Raw genomic sequence first — 16,567 nt, forward strand, 5'->3', positions numbered from 1 at the left:
CACTCATCCCGGACGGCCAGCTACCACTAGAGGGACACTCATCCCGGACGGCCAGCTACCACTAGAGGGACAGGGGCAAGGAACGCGAGCGTTTGCCGGTCAAGGTGAACAACGCGCCAGCCAAGGCGGGCGCCAGGGGCGGCACACCAGGCTCGCCCACGCCGGCCGGTGGGCGCGTGCTGGGCACCATATAGGTCTGTACCAATGGCGCCTGCGCCAGCTGCAGCATCGGGTAGTCGTGAAAGTTCTTCTGCTGCACCACGCCTTCATGAATATCGACCCGCCCGTACAGCGCAGCAGTCAGCGCGAAGACAACGGCGCCTTCCATTTGCTGCGCCACGATACCCGGATTGATCACCGTGCCGCAATCTATCGCACACACCACGCGGTGCACGCGTGGCGTTCCGCCCACCAGCGACACCTCCACCACCTGCGCCACGATGGAGCCGAACGATTCATGCAAGGCGAGGCCTCGCGCACGGCCGGCGGGCAGCGCAGCACCCCAATCAGCCTTGCCGGCGGCCAGATCCAGCACCGCGAGATGCCGGGGCGCATGTCTTAACAAGGCACGGCGGAAAGCCAGGGGGTCCTGTTTGGCATCCCAAGCCAGCTCATCGATAAAGCTTTCCGAAAAAAATGCGTTGTGCGAATGCCCTACCGAGCGCCAAAAGCCTACGGGTACGCCCATGCGGGTGGCCACATGGGACATTTTTTGGCTGGCGAAGCCGTAAGGCAGGTCAAACAGGCCTTCCGCGGTAGTTTTATCGGGAGTATCTACCGGCCCGGACAACGCGGGCAGGCCACGGGCCATCCAGCGCGGCGTGATGGCGTCGCCCGCCGATTTGATGCGCAGGCTGGTCACCTGGCCTTCTGCATTGACAGCGGCACGCAGCATGGCGACATGCATGGGCCGATAGAAGTCATGGGTGGTGTCTTCCTCGCGGGACCAGATCAGCTGCACCGGCCGGCCGCCGCACTCCATGGCCACGCGCACGGCCTGGGCTACAAAGTCCACCTCCAGCCGACGCCCAAAGCCGCCGCCCAGCAAGGTGACGGTCAGTTTGACATCCTTCACCGCCACCCCCGCCACCCGCGCCGCCGCCGCCACAGCCATCTGCGGCACCTGTGTCGGCGCCCACAGCAGCACCTTGCCATCCACCACTTGCGCCGTGCAGTTCATGGGCTCCAGCGTCGCATGCGCCAGGTAAGGCGCACGGTACAGCGCTTCGATCTTGCGTACAGCGCCCGCTTCGGCAGTTTCCACGGCGCCTGTTTCATAAAAGGTGAAGCCATCCGTGCGCTCCAGGACGGTTTCCAGCTCTTTTTCGATCAGCCGGCTGTCCAGCGCGCCGGTGGGGCGCTGCTGCCAGTCGACCTGCACGGCCAGCGCGCCCTGCTGGGCATGCCACCAGGTTTTCCCCACCACGGCAAACCCGGCGGTGGAGCCGGCGTAGGCGGGCAGGCGCACCAAGCGTTCCACACCGGGAAGGCCCAGCGCGGCATGGGGGTTGATGGCGCCGGGCGAGCCGCCGAGCATGGGGCAGAGGCGGACTGCGGCAAACACCATGCCGGGCAGACGCACGTCCAGTCCAAAAATAGCGCTGCCATTGACTTTGGCGGGCACGTCCTGGCGGGGGGCACTCTGGCCTATCAGTTTCCAGCCCTTGCGGCTCTTGAGTGTTACTTCGCCCGGCGGGGTGGCGGCGGCAAACCTGGCCAGCTCACCGTAATGGGCCGAGGGGCCCGAAGGATGCGAAATGACCCCGTTGCTGATGCTGAGCTCATCCACCGGCAGCTTCCAGTCCAGCGAAGCCGCCCCCAGCAGGCTGGCCCGTGCGGTGGCCGCGGCCGTCCGCAGCACCTCCCAGGCATCGGCCACGCTCGACGACCCGCCGGTCGCATTGATGCCCAGCTCGCGGGCAATCTTGCCCACCATCCATTCGCTGACCCTGATTTTGACCGGCCGGACTTTGGGCGCCCCCTCCGCAGAGTAGGTGTCCAGCTCTGCCGGATGAAAGGGCAAGCTGGCCACCAGCATGGCCACATTGCCGTAAATGGTGTCGCTGCCGGCCTGCTCCAGGTTCACCCGCGCCAGGGGCACATCCAGCTCTTCAGCCACCAGCATGGCCAGCGCGGTATGCACGCCCTGCCCCATTTCGCTGCGCGGCATGGCCAGCACGACGGATCCGTCGTCCCGAATCTTGATCCAGCCATTGAGCGCCACCGCGGTTGATGCCGGCATGCCGGCCACAGGTTCCGCAGGCGAGCGCGGGACAGCGCTGCCCARCCGGGAACGGGGCGGCAACACACTCCAGCCGATGACCAGCGCCCCGGCAGCCCCCGCAGCACTCAGCAGCCAGGCGCGCCTTTTCATCGGTTGGCCTTTTTCACCGAACCATTGGGCGCCATATCCGCCGCCCGCTTGATGGCCACCCGGATGCGCTGGTAAGTACCGCAGCGGCAGATATTCGTCATGGCCGCGTCTATGTCGGCATCGGTGGGTTTGGGCTTCCTGTCGAGCAAGGCCGCCGCGGCCATCAGCATGCCCGACTGGCAATACCCGCACTGGGGCACCTGCTCCGCGATCCAGGCCAGCTGCAGGGCATGGGGTTTGTCCGGCGTGCCCAGGGCTTCAATGGTTTGCACGCGCTTGCCCAGCACGGCCGACACAGGCGTCACACAGGAGCGCACGGCCTGACCGTCCACCCGCACGGTGCAGGCCCCGCAGGCCGCCACGCCGCAGCCAAACTTGGTACCGGTCATGTTCAGCACATCCCGCAGCAGCCAGAGCAATGGCATGCCGGGGTCGGCATCGAGCTGCACAGCGCGGCCATTGAGGTCCAGCTTGATCGGTAACTCCACGCGGCGTCCTCCTGAAAGTCCATCAAGGACAGGACCACTATAACGCGACGATGCGGCGGCCAGCCCACCGCCCGCCGAAGCCCGGAAGCCCTGACAAATCGCCGTCCTTGGCCTCCGGCCGGATAATCCATGCCCTATATGGCACTAATTACCCTACTTGACGCCCAACTCGCTTTTGGGCACGTCGCATTGCTGGACCACGCAGATTTCGCTCTCGAGACCAACCAACGCATTGGCCTGATCGGCCGCAACGGCACGGGCAAGTCCTCCCTGCTCAAAATCCTGGCAGGCCTGGAGAAGCCCGACGACGGCACCCTGCAGCTGCAGCAAAATCTGCGCATTGCCTACGTGCCGCAGGAACCCAGCCTGGACCCGCACGCTACGGTATTTATCGCCGCCAGCGCGGGGCTGGCGCGGACCCGGCACGTGGTCGAGCAATACCTGGCGGCCGATGAGCACACCGATCTGGACGCCCTGCAATCCGAAATCGAGGCGCTGGACGGCTGGAACTGGGAGCAGCGCGTCGAGGAAACCCTGCACCGCCTGCACCTGGACAAGGACGCCATTGTTGGCTCGCTCTCCGGCGGCACCAAAAAGCGCGTGGCGCTGGCCCAGGCGCTGGTCGCCAAACCCGACGTCCTACTGCTTGACGAGCCGACCAACCACCTGGACCTGGACTCGATCGCCTGGCTGGAGGAACTGCTGGTCAATTTCAACGGCAGCATCATCACCATCACCCATGACCGGGCCTTCCTGGACCAGGTCGCCACCGCCATCGTCGAGCTGGACCGCGGCAAGCTGACCAGCTACCCTGGCAACTTTGCCCAGTACCTGGTGCAAAAGGAAGAGCAGATGGCGCAGGAAGCCGTCATCAACGCCAAGGCCGACAAGCTGCTGGCGCAGGAAGAGATCTGGATCCGCAAGGGCGTGGAAGCACGCCGCACCCGCAGCGTGGCCCGCATTGGCCGGCTGGAAGCCTTGCGCGACAACCGCGCGGCCCGGCGCGATGCCGTCGGCCGCGTCAACCTGGACGTTTCCAGCGGCGAGAAAAGCGGCAAGATCGTGGCCGAGCTCACCGATGTCTCGAAAAGCTTCGGCCATCCGGGTTCGGAAAAAATCATCGTCAACCGCTTCACCGGCACGCTGCTGCGCGGCGACAAGGTCGGCCTGCTAGGCCCCAATGGCGCGGGCAAGACCACGCTGCTCAAGCTCATCCTGGGCGAGCTGCAGCCCGACATGACCACACCGCCCGGCAAGATACGCCAGGGCGCCAACCTGCAGGTGGCCTATTTCGACCAAATGCGCGACAGCCTGGACCTGGACGCGACGCTGGAAGACTTCATCAGCCCGGGCAGCGAATGGGTCGAGATCAACGGTCAGAAAAAGCACGTCAAGAGCTACCTCACCGACTTCCTGTTCTCGCCCGCGCGCGCCAACTCCCCGGTGCGCACCCTCTCGGGCGGCGAGCGCAACCGCCTGCTGCTGGCGCGGCTGTTTGCGCGGCCGGCCAACGTGCTGGTGCTGGACGAGCCCACCAACGACCTGGACATCGACACCCTGGAGCTGCTGGAAGACCTGCTGCAGAACTACGAAGGCAGGGTCTTCCTGGTCAGCCACGACAGGCGCTTCCTCGACAACGTGGTCACCAGCACCATTGCCTACGAAGGCACGCCCGAGAACCCGGGCTTCTGGCGCGAGTACGAAGGCGGCGTGACGGACTGGATTACCCAGTCAAAGCGGGCCGCCCAAATCAGTGGCGGTAAAACTGCGGCTACGGCCACAGCCGCGGCCTCCAGCTCCAAAGCCGCCAGCAAAAACAGCGCCGAGCCAAAGAAGGACGCGGCAGCATCGCCATCAAAAAAGAAGCTGAGCTACAAGGAGCAGCGAGAGCTGGAGGGCCTGCCAGCGCTGATCCAGCAGCTCGAGTCGCAGCAAAAGGCCATTGAGCAGGAGCTTTACGACGGCACGCTGTACACGCGCGACGCCAAACGGGCGGCCGAACTCAATGCGCGCAACAGCAAGATCGAGGAAGAATTGATGGCGGCACTGCAGCGCTGGGAAGCTTTGTCTTCCTGATACTGTTGATTTTGCTGATTCTGTCTTCCTGGCCTGCCCTCCTCAACGCCTCCTGCAGGCACGGACAAGCCGGGCGCCTACAGAAAGTGTAGACAGAAACCGGGGCGCCGGGGGCGCTCAAATCCCCCGGCCTGCGCTAAAGTGGTTTGCATCATGCCCACCGCTGCCGCATCCAGCCGAGCAGGCCCCGCCTTCTCCCGTGCCTTTTTTGCAGCCCGTTTATCAGGCGGCGCACGGTGGGCCTGCGCGCTGCTGTTGAGTTGCTGGATCAGCGGCTGCGCGTCGCTGCCTACCGAGGTCGACAGGCCGGTCTCGCACGCCCTGCCCGCCCCTTCGGAAACCGCGCTGGGCCGGGCTGTCGAGGCCTGGGCGGCCCAGACCGGCACCCACAACGATTCCGGATTTGCGCTGGTGGGCAGTGCCGAGCTGGCCTTCACCACCCGCATGACGCTGATCCAGGCGGCGCAAAAAACGCTGGATATCCAGTACTACGCCATCTTTGCGGACGACACCACCCAGCGCATGTTTGAGGCGCTGCGCGACGCCGCCAACCGGGGCGTGCGCGTCCGTATCCTGCTGGATGACTTCAACACTTCGGGCAAGAACGCCCAGGTCCTGAAGCTGGCTTTTGAGAAAAACATCGAACTGCGGCTGTTCAACCCCTTGCCCGGTGGCCGCAGCTCGCTGTTTTTCCGGATCTTGAGCAACCTCAAGGACGTGGACCGCATTCAGCGGCGCATGCACAACAAGATTTTCATCGCCGACAACGCCGTGGCCATCACCGGAGKCCGCAACCTGGGCGAAACCTACTTCGGCCAAAGTGAAAACACCAACTTTGTCGACATCGACATCCTGGCCGCCGGCCGCATGGCGCGCGACCTGTCAAGCAGCTTCGACCAGTACTGGAACAACCCGCAGGCCTACCCGGTGCAGTCACTGATGACCGCCAGGGAAATCGAAGCCCTCAAGCCCCGGGCCGGCAACACAACAGATCCCCCCGGCACCCAGCCCGCCAACCCGGAAAAACCCGCCACCGCTGCCAGCGTCCCGGCAGCCGCGACGGGCGGCATCAACCCCACCACCACCGAGCGTGTGGTCACGTCACCGAACGGGGGCACCACCACCCTCCCGGCCTTGCCCGATTCAACCAATCTGCGCCTGCTGAGCTGGACCTGGGCGCCATCGGCCATGCTGGTGGACAAACCGTCCAAAATCGCCGCAGATGCCGACAGCACCGAAGAGTCGCAAGACACTGCGGTGGATGGCCTACTGCAACTCATGTCGCAGGCCAAAACCGACCTGCTGATCGTCTCGTCCTACTTTGTGCCGGGCCCGCGCATGATGGAACAGCTGGCCGCCATCCGCCAAAAAGGCGTCCGCATCCGCGTGCTGACCAACTCGCTGGCCTCCAACGATGCGCCGGCCGCGCACGTCGGTTATGCCCGCTACCGCAAGGCGCTGCTCGGCATGGGCATTGAGCTTTACGAAATGCGCGCCGAGCAGGAAGGCTCCATCACCAGCTTCGGCTCGTCCGGGGGCTCCACCAGCGGCTCGCGCGCCAGCCTGCATGCCAAAGTGGTGGTGATGGACGATCGCCTGCTGGTGGTTGGCTCCATGAACCTGGACCTGCGCTCCAAGCTGCAAAACAGCGAAGTTGCCATCGTCATCCGCAGCCGCGCGTTGTCGCAGGAGGCCACGCGCCTGATTGAGCCCGCATTGGCGCGCAGCGCCTACCGGGTGGAACTGGTGGACGGCCAACTCGTCTGGCGCGCACCGCAAGGCTCGCAGCTGAAGGATTCGACCACCGAGCCGGATGCCAGCCTGGGCCTGAAGCTGATGCTCAAGCTGATCGGCCCGTTTGCCCCGGAGGAGATGCTCTGAAGAACCATTGAAGAACCGAAGCGCGCCGTTTTTTTGATGAATTCGGCTGGGACCGATTTTCGCTTTCGACGCCCCAAGCCCGGCAGGTTCCTAGACATGCACGACCGCCAGGACGGCCGGATGGTTGCCGAGCACGCGGCTGCAATGCCCCAAGCCGGTGGTGTCTTCCAGCAGCAACGCGCTGCCGGGCACAATTTTTTGCTGCTCGCCGTCGCCCGCCTCGAACTCCATTTCCCCCGACAGCACGATGATCCACATGCGCAGCGGCGAGGGATGCAAGTCTCCGACCCATCCCGCAGGCAGGTGCAGGAATCCATAGCGTGACGCTGTTTCCAGGGGCGAAACGCTGAACGGCGGAGCCGGCGGCGCGAACTCGCGCGGCGACATCTCGACGTCAAGCGGCGCAAAGTGCGAGACACCGTCATCGTCGGGGTAAAGGCACCGGAAATTGAGGGTGGTCGACATGTTTACCTCCTTTGCCGCTTAAAGCCTTGAACTCCGTTCACTGCGCCGCAGCGGCTCCTGCAGCTGGTCGGCTGGGGCTCGGCATCGACACACTGACTGCGCGAACACGCAGCTCGCGAATGGTGCGGCGAGGGTGAAAAGTCATGGGTGTCTTCCATGCAGGAGCACAGCGCCTCCACCAGGCTGCATTTTCCTGCAGTTATAAACCGCCCCACGCCAGGGCGCAATCCGCCGCATGGATTACTTCATGCCCTCCACATCATCGCGCACGCTGGCAGATGAAGTTGGTTTTGCTTTTGCTTTTGCTTTGGCCAAACCGGTGTCGAAAAATACCGATTATTTGATGCGCGCCTTCAAACCAAGACTGTACGAGGGATACGAACCAGAACCGCTCCAGGCCGCCATCTTGCCCTTGGGATTGATCCGGATGTTGGTCACTGCGGGGTCGTAACCGGCACCGTTGGGCACCGGTGTATAGGTGAAAGTGCTGCCGCCGTCGTTGGAGAACGCGATGTCGTCCGTGGCGTTCGACAGCGATGTGAAGGTGTACGAGAGGTTGCTCGAAATCGTGCCATCCGTGAACGTCACCGGGCCGCCCGCGGCGCCTACGTACAGCTCCAGATCGGGTGAAATCGCATCGCTGATGGTCATCACATCAGGGTTGACCGTCCCCAGGCCGGTATTGCTGATGGTGATGGTGTAGAGCACCTGCGCGCCAGGAATGTTTTTGGGGTTGGTCGTGCCGTTGACCGGGTCGCTGATCACCGAGACGGTTTTCATGTTGATCAGGCCCGGGTAGACGATGGTGTCCGCATCGCTGGCGCTGTTGGTCTGGCTGTTGGCGGTGACGGTGGCGACGTTGGTCAGGATTCCGGTCGGGTTGCCGGTGAGCYGTGCATTGACCGTGAACACCACGGTGCTGTCCACGGGCATCGCGGGAATCGTGACGCCCGACGCGCTTTGCATGTTGGCCACCGTCAAGGCCGTACCGGCGGCCGGGCAGGTTGCCCCGCCCGAAGCCACACAGGTCACGCTGCCGACGCTCAGGTTGCTCACCGCCGGGTCCTTGAAGACTGCGGCATTGCTGTTGGCAGTTGACAATACGATGCCGGTGGAATTGCTGATGGTAATCGTGTAGCTCGTCGCGTCACCCGGCGTGATGCTGGTGATGCCGTCGGTCTTGCTGATGGAGGGCAGCACGACCACATCAACCGAGCCTTGAAATATCTCGGGTGCGTTGCATTTCGACTTGGTGTTGGGCACCGGATCGTTGATGGAGGTGCAGGTGCCGCCCGACGAGCTGGACTGGTTGTCCCAGCTCACGACGAACGGGATGAACAGCTTGCCCGTGGTTCCCAGGGTCCCCGCGGTCCCCGGCGGCGGATTCGCCCGGCACGGCACGCTGACGCCGGTCATGCGCAACACGCCGTTACCGGTGCCGCCCCGGATGCTCCCGTTGCCGTCGCCGCAGGTGTCGCGCGTGCCGCTCCATGGCCCGGGGTCCAGGTCGAGAAAGGGCGATGTCGCCAGAACCGAGGGGGTGGGCAAAATCGCCACGGAGCAAGAAGCCGCACCGCCATTGACAGGGAGCGACTGCGGACTGTTGCCGTCGTTTGAAATGAAGATGCCAACGTCCCACCGATTAGGCGACGCGAATTGGACCGTGACATCCAGATCGAGCGTGATGTTCTGCCCGCCGGTGCAGGAGGCCGGTCCGCCCACCACGGTGATGGCGGTGATGCTGACGTCGTTGGCCGTGCAGCCGAGGTCCGACCCGAAACGCTCTGCCGCGCATTGGGTCGCACCGAAAGCATGGACCAGGCCCGGCATGAGCAGCGCCAGCCACAAGGCCGGAAAAATCCTGATGAGGTCGTTAAGTCGCATGGGATGCCTAGGGCTTGAATGACAACGGGCTCTTGTTCCGGTCGTTGAGGTTGAAGGTGTCCTGGTCGAACTTGACGCGCAGGTTCAGGTACACGCCACGGGCCCGGTACGCCGCGCCGGTGAAGTCGGCATCGACGAAGCCGCGCTGGTTGTAGCCCACGCTCAGCCAGGCATTGTCGGTGACCTTGACACCGACCGAAACGCCGAGCTGGTAGTCGCGCGCGCCCGTCTGCCACGAGCGCAGCATGCCGGTATGCAGACCGATGTCCCAGCGCTTGCCCAGGTCTTGCCGCGCCTCGATGCCGATCAGGTCGGTGAAGCCCTTGTAGGCGGTGTTGTCGATGCTGTCGTGCACATACTTGGCGCCGTATTGGAACGCGATTTGGGTGCGCCGGTTCGGCATCCAGTTGGCGTTAGCGTTGTTGATGAGCTTGCGTGTGAGCAAACGGCCCGCCAGATCCTGCGTGGACTCGTGCACGTACTGTAGCCGGTCGAGCCAGATCCACTCGCTGTTCAACGGCCGGTGCGCGTAACTGAGGCGGGCATCGACCTTGGTGTTGTCAACGGTGCCCTTGACCCGGCTGTAGGTCAGGCCTGCGGCCATGGTGCGGCCATCGTCGAGGTTGCGCTGCGCGCCCAGCAGCAGATTGATCTTGGTGTCGGTGTTGCTGTCGCGCCATTCAATGCGGGCGTTGCTGCTCCAGTCCCTGGTTCTGTAGGCCGCACCCGCAAACAGCGCCGTGTAGTCGCCGGTCACGAGGCCGGGCGTGGCGCCTGTCGCCGTGCCGGACATCAGGCTGGATGAAGTGCTGGCCGTGGTGCCCGAGGCCAGCGGCTGCGCGGTGTTGAACGGGTTGGCCGCGACGCCGCTGAGCGTCTGCGAACGGTCGATGCCGAAATCGGCGGCCCATTGCTCGTCAATCAGCCACTTCTGCACCAGCCCGAGGTTGCTGTACAGCCGTCCGCCGTCGGGGCTGACCTGGTTACCCAGTGACGCAATGGCCTCGGCGCCGTTCCAGGGCCGCGTGCGCAGGCCCGCGCGGGTGGTGTCGGCCTGCAGCGTCGCGCTGCGTGCCAGCTCATGCTCGGCGAAGACCGTGGTTTGCGCCGTCAGTTTGTAGTCGACACCCAGGATCATCCGGCTCGGAAAGGTGGTGCTGTCACCACGGCCACCCATGTCCAGCTCGGTGCTGGCGCGCAAATTCAGCTGCTTGTCCAGCATCTCGTAGCCCACGCTGCCGACGAGCTGACGTGCGCTGGCGTCTTTGCCTTTGCCGTCGGTCTCGCTGGCCGCGCGCACGCCGGCGCTGGTGGTGAGGGCGTCGATTTTCCATTGCCCGCGCGCCTCGGCCACGTCACGCCGCGCGTTGTTGACCTGGTTTGCCTGGCGGTAGGCCTCCGCCTGAAGCTGCGTTGAATCTGACAGCTTGTATCGTGCGTCGGCGCCGGTCTTGCGCGTTCCGGCCTCGGAGCCGGCCTGCTGGCCCAGGCCGAAGCCGGCGTCTTGCTGGCGTGCGTAGGCGCGCGCGTCCAGCTTGCCATCCACATGGCTCAACTCCGCCAGGTAGGCGTTGCCGCCTTCCTTGCCTGCTGCGGCGTTGCGTTGGCTCTGGGCGAGCTCGGCGCGTAACTTGATGCTGTCGCCAAAGCGCAGCGTCGTGTCGGCGGCCGTCAGCGAGGCTTCCCGGCCCACGTTGCCCTCGTGGATACGGGTCAGGCCCACCTCGCTTTGTTCGCCCACCTTCATGGCAACGCGGCCGCCGTATGTCAGCTTGGCATCGGCCTGGCTCCCGGACTCGTATTCGGCAACGATGAACACCGGGTTGAAAGCGGCGTCGCGCGGGGCAATCGGTTCGCGAAAGAACAGCGTACCCAGCGCATGGTCGATCTGGTAGTCGAGATAGCGCGTGTAGGTTCTGGTGCTGATGATGATCTCGGGCCGCAAGCGGTCGCGCACCTCGACGCGCACCTTGTCGGAATTCACCACGATGTCACGGCTGGCCAGCCGGTACAGGCCCGAGGTGCCATCACCCTGGATTTCATCCTTGCGAAAGCTCTGCGCGGTCACGCTCGCGAAGGTGTTGTAGCCAAAGCGCTCGCCCTTGTACTCGGACTTGAAGCCGTTGAGCGTGCGGCTGTAGCGGCCCAGCTCGGTCACGGACAGGCCGGTGTCGTAGTCGCCGAACATCGCATAGAACTGCGCCTTCTCGATCTTCAGGTACAGCTTGCGCGCGCTGGCCGCGTCGAACTGCGGCTGGGTAGCGTCGGCATACAGCGTGTAAAACAGGTTCGGGTCGACCGCCTGCTGGAGCACCTTGCTGCCGGCAGCATTTTTTTCCTTGGCGCTGTCGTAGGCCATGGTCAGCAGGTACTCGCCCCTGATTTGGCCCTTGGCATAAAACGCCACGCGGTCCTGGTCAAACAGCTGCTCGTCGGCGCCTGCGGCCTTCAGGCTTTCCATGTTGCCGCTCAGGTTCTTGAAGCCCCGCGTTCCCTCGGCAAAGCCGACCAGCACCCATTCGCGCAGGTCGGGCTTGAGCCAGGTACGGATCTCTTGCGTACGGCTGTTGCCAAAGTCGAAGTTAAGCACCACCTCGCCGGCCTGCGTGGTGGGTTGCAGCGCGATCAGCGCCACGCCGTCGTCGCCGATCTGGTAACGCGCCTTGCCGCCGAGGTTGCCCGTCAGGGGCTCGCGCTGGATCGCCTCGGCCTGGTCTTGCGACAGATAGGGCGCCGCGACCTGGAACTCGCCGCCCGCGCCGCGCCGCACCGGCTGCCCCTCCTTGTCCAGCATGCGCACGGCGATCAGCGGCTGCGAGCGGCCGTCGGCGACCAGCCGTGAACGCTTGGCATCAAACACGGCGCTGGCCGGTCCCACGGCGTAGTGGATGTTGCGGCTTTCCTGCAGCACGATCTGCCCCTCCAGGTCGCGCACCGTCACTTCCATCAGGTTGGCGCCATCGCGCAGATCCACGGCGCGCCAGGTGGACAGCGCCAGCGTGCCGGCCGGGTTCATCACCACGCCTTCATAGCGCAAGACGCCGGCCGGGGCGCCGTTGACCTTGAGCTCCACCTGCTGCCGGGGCTCGTGCTTGACCGCCACTTTCACCACGGGCAGCGCCGGAACGAAACCGGTCTGCGGGTGCAGCCATTCGGCGCCGGGTGCGGCCGCGGCAATCCATTTGTCGTCGTAGGGCAGAATTTCGACCAGTTGCTGCAGGGGAGCGGCCCGGCTGGCAGTGGGCGCTGGGGCGGACGGCTTGGGCTCGACGCCCGCTGCGGCCGCTGCCGGCAGGGCGATAGGCGCGCACTGCGCGGCTTCGGTGGCCGGTGCCTTGAGGTGCAGCGGCAGCAGGCTTTGCGCCGGCTGGTCGTTCGGCTGGACCTGCACGCTCAATGCAAGGTCTGCGTCGGGTGCCGACTCCAGCTCAAAACTCAGCAACCGTTGCCAATGGCCGGACTGCGCGCCCAGCCGCGCCACCAGGAAGCCGTCGCCTGGCTCGGCCTGGGCGAATGGTTTTCCGTCGAGCTTGACGCTGCCTTCCACCACCTTGGCGCCATGGGGCAGCATCACGGTGGCGCTGAGGGCCTGGTTGGCGACCGGTGCCGCGAGGCGCAGACTCACAGCCTTGCCTTGCACCTGCATCTGCTGGCTCAGGCAGCTTGCCACTTTCTTGAGCCGGAAGTCGGCGCGCCAAAGGGTGCCGCCGCGCACGTTGACGAACTGCGAGAAATTGCGGCCGCCGGTCCGGGTGTTCTGCTCGCAAGCCTGCAGCTCAAAACCCTTGGGAAGGCTGGTTTCGTCGAGCTGCACCACATGCGTGCCGGGCCGGATGTTGTCGGCATGCCAGCGGCCTTCCTGGTCGGTCACGATGTAAGTGCCGTCTTGCAGCATCACACGCACACCCTTGAGCCCGAGCGGTTGGCTTGCCGGGTCGGTTTTCGCGTCGTCCTTCTCGTTGCTGGCGTCGTTTTGGCAGGAATCGACCAGCGTCACGCGTCCCATCAGGATGGCGCGGCTGCGATTCAGGTCCTCGCGCACCAGCACGCTGGCCCGCGCGATGTTGGAGCTGGCACCACCCATGGCCTGCGCGGTGTTTTCGGCCTGGCCCAACTGGGCACCGGCCTGTACCGCCGCGACGTAGCGCAGGCTTAAGGTGCCGCTGCCGGGCAGCGTGCCGATGCTGAACTCCAGGCCACGCCCGTCGGCGCTGATACGGGGGTCTGCCAGCACCGTTTTCTCCAGCCTGGCCGAGCCGGCCTGGTAGCGAAAGCCCACAGGCAGCCGATCGGCAATCCGCACCCCGGCCACCGATTTATTGCTGCCATTGCTGATGGTGACGGTGTAGGGCACGAATTCGCCTATGGCGACCGACGCCTTGCCTGCGCTCTTGGTAATCTGCACGCCGGCCGTGGCCAACGGGTCGAGCGGCATGTCGATTTCGAGCGCTGGGCCGGGCAGCACCGGGAAGGTTTCGCCGCGCGAGCCTGTGACAATCAGGAAAGGCCCACCGGGCAAGGCCTGCAGCGCGGGCGTTAATGCCAGGGAAGGAAAGACATAGCCGGCAGGTGGCACAAGTGCCAGGCGGTAGCTGCCCGGCGCGATGCGCGGAAACTGGTAACGACCTGGAGCGAAGGCGTAAACCGCGCCGCCGCTGTCGGTGACGCTGCCGCCGCTGGTCACGGTCGAGGGGAAGCTGCTCGTGCCGTCATCGCCCAGCACCGTGGCGGGCTGGCCCGTCGCCATGTTGATCAGCGTGATCTGTGCGCCATTGACCGGCAGGCCGGTGGACGAGTCGAACACCAGCCCGAAAGGGTCCACCAGTGCCGCCGCAGTGACGGCAATGCTGCCCGCGGACTGCCCCTTGTAAGTGGCCAACAAGCGGTGGTTGCCGCCGACGTTGAGCTGGCAGTTGCCCGACTGGGCCGCACCGGACTTCGCGGGAATGTAGCCGATGAACACACCGGTAGAAGGACCGGTTTCGGTCAGCCGCAGCGATTCGGTGTCGGCACCGTTGCTGGACACCGTGACCACGACGGTTTCGGCCACCAGTGGGTCAATGTTCTGGTCGTAGTCGGTGACGCGCACAAACACCGTGTCGCCGTTGGCATACAGGCTGGCGGGAGCCAGCAACTGGCTGCCCGGAACCGCCAGCGACCGGCCGCCCGGCAGAGCGGGTGTGGGCAGCGGGTTGAACCCGGCACCCGCGTTGCACTGCGTGACCGGCACGTTCTGCGAGGTCGCAACACCGGCCGGCAGGCCATCGGTGCTGGACACATACTGGAGGAACTCGATGGCCGCGGGCGGGCGCGCCGCCGTCAGCACGGTGACCGAGCCGGTCACCGTGATCGGCGTGCCTGAAATGCTGTAGGTGGCGCTGGCGATGTTGGTGATCGGCGTATTGGCGGGCGTGGCGGCTAAAACGCCGCTTACGCCGCCCACGCCGCCCATGCCGGTCAAGGCGATCACGCCACCGACCAGCAGACGGCGCGCCAGCGCCGCAGGTGCGCCAAGGCAACCGGTGAACCAGGCCTTTGCATGGGCACGAGGCGTACCCATGCAAAGGCCCGCTGAAGCGGACTTCAGCGAGCGCAAGGCAACCGCTCCCGCGCGGAGGACCGCGCTGGAGGGCTGGAAGATGCCGTGAATCTGGCGCAACTTCTGCTTAGTTGATCTTGACCTGGTAGATCACCGAGACGGATTCGGTCGCCTTCAATTCACCGGCCGTGTAGGTTCCCTCCACAGGCAGCACCAGTCCGAAATTGACGTTGACGACGTTGCCGCCCGTCAGGTCGACACCGTCGACGCTGCTTGTCGTGGTGTAGTACTTCGGAAAGCCCGCGCGCGTGTCGCCCGCGACGTCAACCAGGAAGCCTGAACCAGCCGCCGATGTAGCGGTTCCCGTGGCTGCACTACAGGTCGTCGCCGGTGCGGCCGTGCCCACGCCCGTGATCAGGTTGGCGTCGAAGGTCACCAAGGCGGTCAACGTGTCGGTGATGGTGCTCAGGGTGGCCGAGGCGGCACCGATGTTGGCGATCGTGATCGTGTAACGAACAAAGCTGCCCGGTATGTTTTTCGGATTAACGTCGCCGTTAAACGGATCGCAGACCGGTGCCACCGCCTTGGTGACCGTCAGGGTGGCCGTCACGACCTTGAAGACGTCGCGCGAGGAGGACTTGGCATCACGGGCAACGTCATCCGTGCCGGCTGCGTCGGCAAACACGATGTCCACGCCCGCTGTGTTGGCGGTAGTGGTCTCGACGAGGGCAGCGCCTTGGCCGACTGCACCGCCGACAAGGGCTGTGGCGGTCAGCGAGATCACGCCGATGTCATTGTTGATCTGGCCGGACGGGATCGAGCAGATCACGTAGACCGTCTTGCTGGCATCAGCCGCCAGCTCGTCGATGAAGGTCGCCGTGTCTTCGAGCACCTGGTAGCCTGCGGTGGCGCCGCTTTCAACCTTGACCGAGCAGGCGGTGGGATCGAAGTTGTCGGTGCCGCCGAACAGTACCGTGCCATTGGCAAGGTTGGCTGTTGACAGCGAGAAATCCTGCGTGCTGTTGCCTGAGTTAAGCACGTTGAAAGTGGCAGTCGCCGTCGTCGAGCCCGGCACGACGGACACGCCGGGGCTGACGTCGGTTGTCGTGACCAGCAGGTTGATTTTGTTGTCGACCACGAAGCTGGTATTGGTGCCCGCGCCAGATGTGTTGCCCGTCGCAGACGAACCGATAGGGCTCTGGGCCGTGCCACCGACCGAATAATTCAGCGTGGCCAGGTTGGTGATGGCCTGGCCGGCCGCGGTACCTGCCGCATGGGCCGCGCCGCCGCTCATTAGGCCGGACACTGCGAGCGCGATGAGCACCCCCGGTCTGGCCAGGATGTTACGAAAGAATAAGTTCATGGTGCTTCCTTGTAAAAAGTTGAACGTTGAAAGTGGAAAGTGGAAAGTGGAAAGTGGAAAGTGGAAAACCAAAATCTGAAATTGGGTTTGTGTTGCGATTCGGTTCTTTCTTGAAGGCGGCTTGAATCGCCGGCGCGGCGACCACACAAGGCGCGGCTTGATGCAGGGTGTTCATGGCGGGTTTTCCGTGGGCGCGCGCGGCTCAGGCGGCGCCGGGCCGTCGCAAGCCGACTGCGCGCCCCGCGGGGCAACGCAGCACACAAGGTCAAGCGTGGGGGTGGGGCTTAGAAGTTATCCGTAAATAGTATACTGCTGCTCCGAGCCGTAGCTAACACGGCGCCAGGGCGAAGGAATGGCGACACGCAAGCGAGTCGAATCGTGGGTGGTGACCGATGAATTTTGGCGGCGCGTCGAGCCGTTGATTCCGGTGCGCGAGCGCAGCGCGGACAAGGCGTACGTGCGCAAGGCGGGGGCGGGGCGGCCGCCCAAGCCGGCAC

The 16,567-nt window shown here is 64.8% G+C and carries 9 protein-coding genes and 1 pseudogene; 3 read left to right on the forward strand and 7 right to left on the reverse strand.

All coding sequences use genetic code 11. The features are described from left to right. Positions 1 to 61: 61 nt before the first annotated feature. Both AC1DUB_RS27220 and AC1DUB_RS27225 read right to left on the reverse strand, forming a co-directional pair. Complete coding sequence (locus AC1DUB_RS27220) at positions 62 to 2,374, reverse strand: xanthine dehydrogenase family protein molybdopterin-binding subunit (RefSeq protein ID WP_477732212.1); 2,313 nt, start codon at positions 2,372 to 2,374, stop codon at positions 62 to 64. Then, positions 2,371 to 2,850, reverse strand: coding sequence for a (2Fe-2S)-binding protein (locus AC1DUB_RS27225; protein WP_477732220.1), 480 nt, complete (start codon positions 2,848 to 2,850; stop codon positions 2,371 to 2,373). The genes AC1DUB_RS27220 and AC1DUB_RS27225 overlap by 4 nt, the downstream gene beginning before the upstream one ends. Positions 2,851 to 3,000: 150 nt before the next feature. On the opposite strand from AC1DUB_RS27225, the gene AC1DUB_RS27230 reads away from it, so the two are divergent. Next, on the forward strand, positions 3,001 to 4,938 hold the full coding sequence (locus tag AC1DUB_RS27230; protein ID WP_477732213.1) for an ATP-binding cassette domain-containing protein: 1,938 nt from the start codon (positions 3,001 to 3,003) through the stop codon (positions 4,936 to 4,938). A 153-nt stretch (positions 4,939 to 5,091) separates the two neighbouring features. Then, positions 5,092 to 6,819 carry a phospholipase D family protein gene (locus tag AC1DUB_RS27235; RefSeq protein ID WP_477732214.1) on the forward strand — a complete coding sequence of 576 codons (1,728 nt, stop codon included), beginning with the start codon at positions 5,092 to 5,094 and terminating at the stop codon, positions 6,817 to 6,819. Between the two features lie 90 nt (positions 6,820 to 6,909). On the opposite strand, the gene AC1DUB_RS27240 is transcribed toward AC1DUB_RS27235, so the two are convergent. The 5 genes from AC1DUB_RS27240 to AC1DUB_RS27260 form a co-directional block, all read right to left on the reverse strand. Continuing rightward, on the reverse strand, positions 6,910 to 7,284 hold the full coding sequence (locus AC1DUB_RS27240; protein WP_477732215.1) for a cupin domain-containing protein: 375 nt from the start codon (positions 7,282 to 7,284) through the stop codon (positions 6,910 to 6,912). Between the two features lie 336 nt (positions 7,285 to 7,620). After that, entirely contained in the window at positions 7,621 to 9,168 is a 1,548-nt protein-coding gene (locus AC1DUB_RS27245) for a COG1361 family protein (RefSeq protein ID WP_477732216.1), read from the reverse strand. 7 nt (positions 9,169 to 9,175) lie between these two features. Beyond that, a complete protein-coding gene (locus tag AC1DUB_RS27250) occupies positions 9,176 to 14,728 on the reverse strand; it encodes a hypothetical protein (RefSeq protein WP_477732217.1) in 5,553 nt (1,850 codons plus the stop codon). Between the two features lie 106 nt (positions 14,729 to 14,834). Further along, positions 14,835 to 16,070 carry an autotransporter outer membrane beta-barrel domain-containing protein gene (locus tag AC1DUB_RS27255; RefSeq protein ID WP_477732218.1) on the reverse strand — a complete coding sequence of 412 codons (1,236 nt, stop codon included), beginning with the start codon at positions 16,068 to 16,070 and terminating at the stop codon, positions 14,835 to 14,837. Continuing rightward, positions 16,051 to 16,245 (reverse strand): hypothetical protein, encoded by a 195-nt coding sequence (locus tag AC1DUB_RS27260; RefSeq protein ID WP_477732219.1) that lies wholly within the window; start codon positions 16,243 to 16,245, stop codon positions 16,051 to 16,053. The genes AC1DUB_RS27255 and AC1DUB_RS27260 overlap by 20 nt, the downstream gene beginning before the upstream one ends. 177 nt (positions 16,246 to 16,422) lie before the next feature. Between AC1DUB_RS27260 and AC1DUB_RS27265 the strand changes: the two are divergent. Next, a pseudogene (locus tag AC1DUB_RS27265) lies at positions 16,423 to 16,567 on the forward strand (IS5/IS1182 family transposase); the annotation flags it as partial.

It is taken from the genome of Polaromonas sp. P4_F9 (assembly GCF_056401235.1).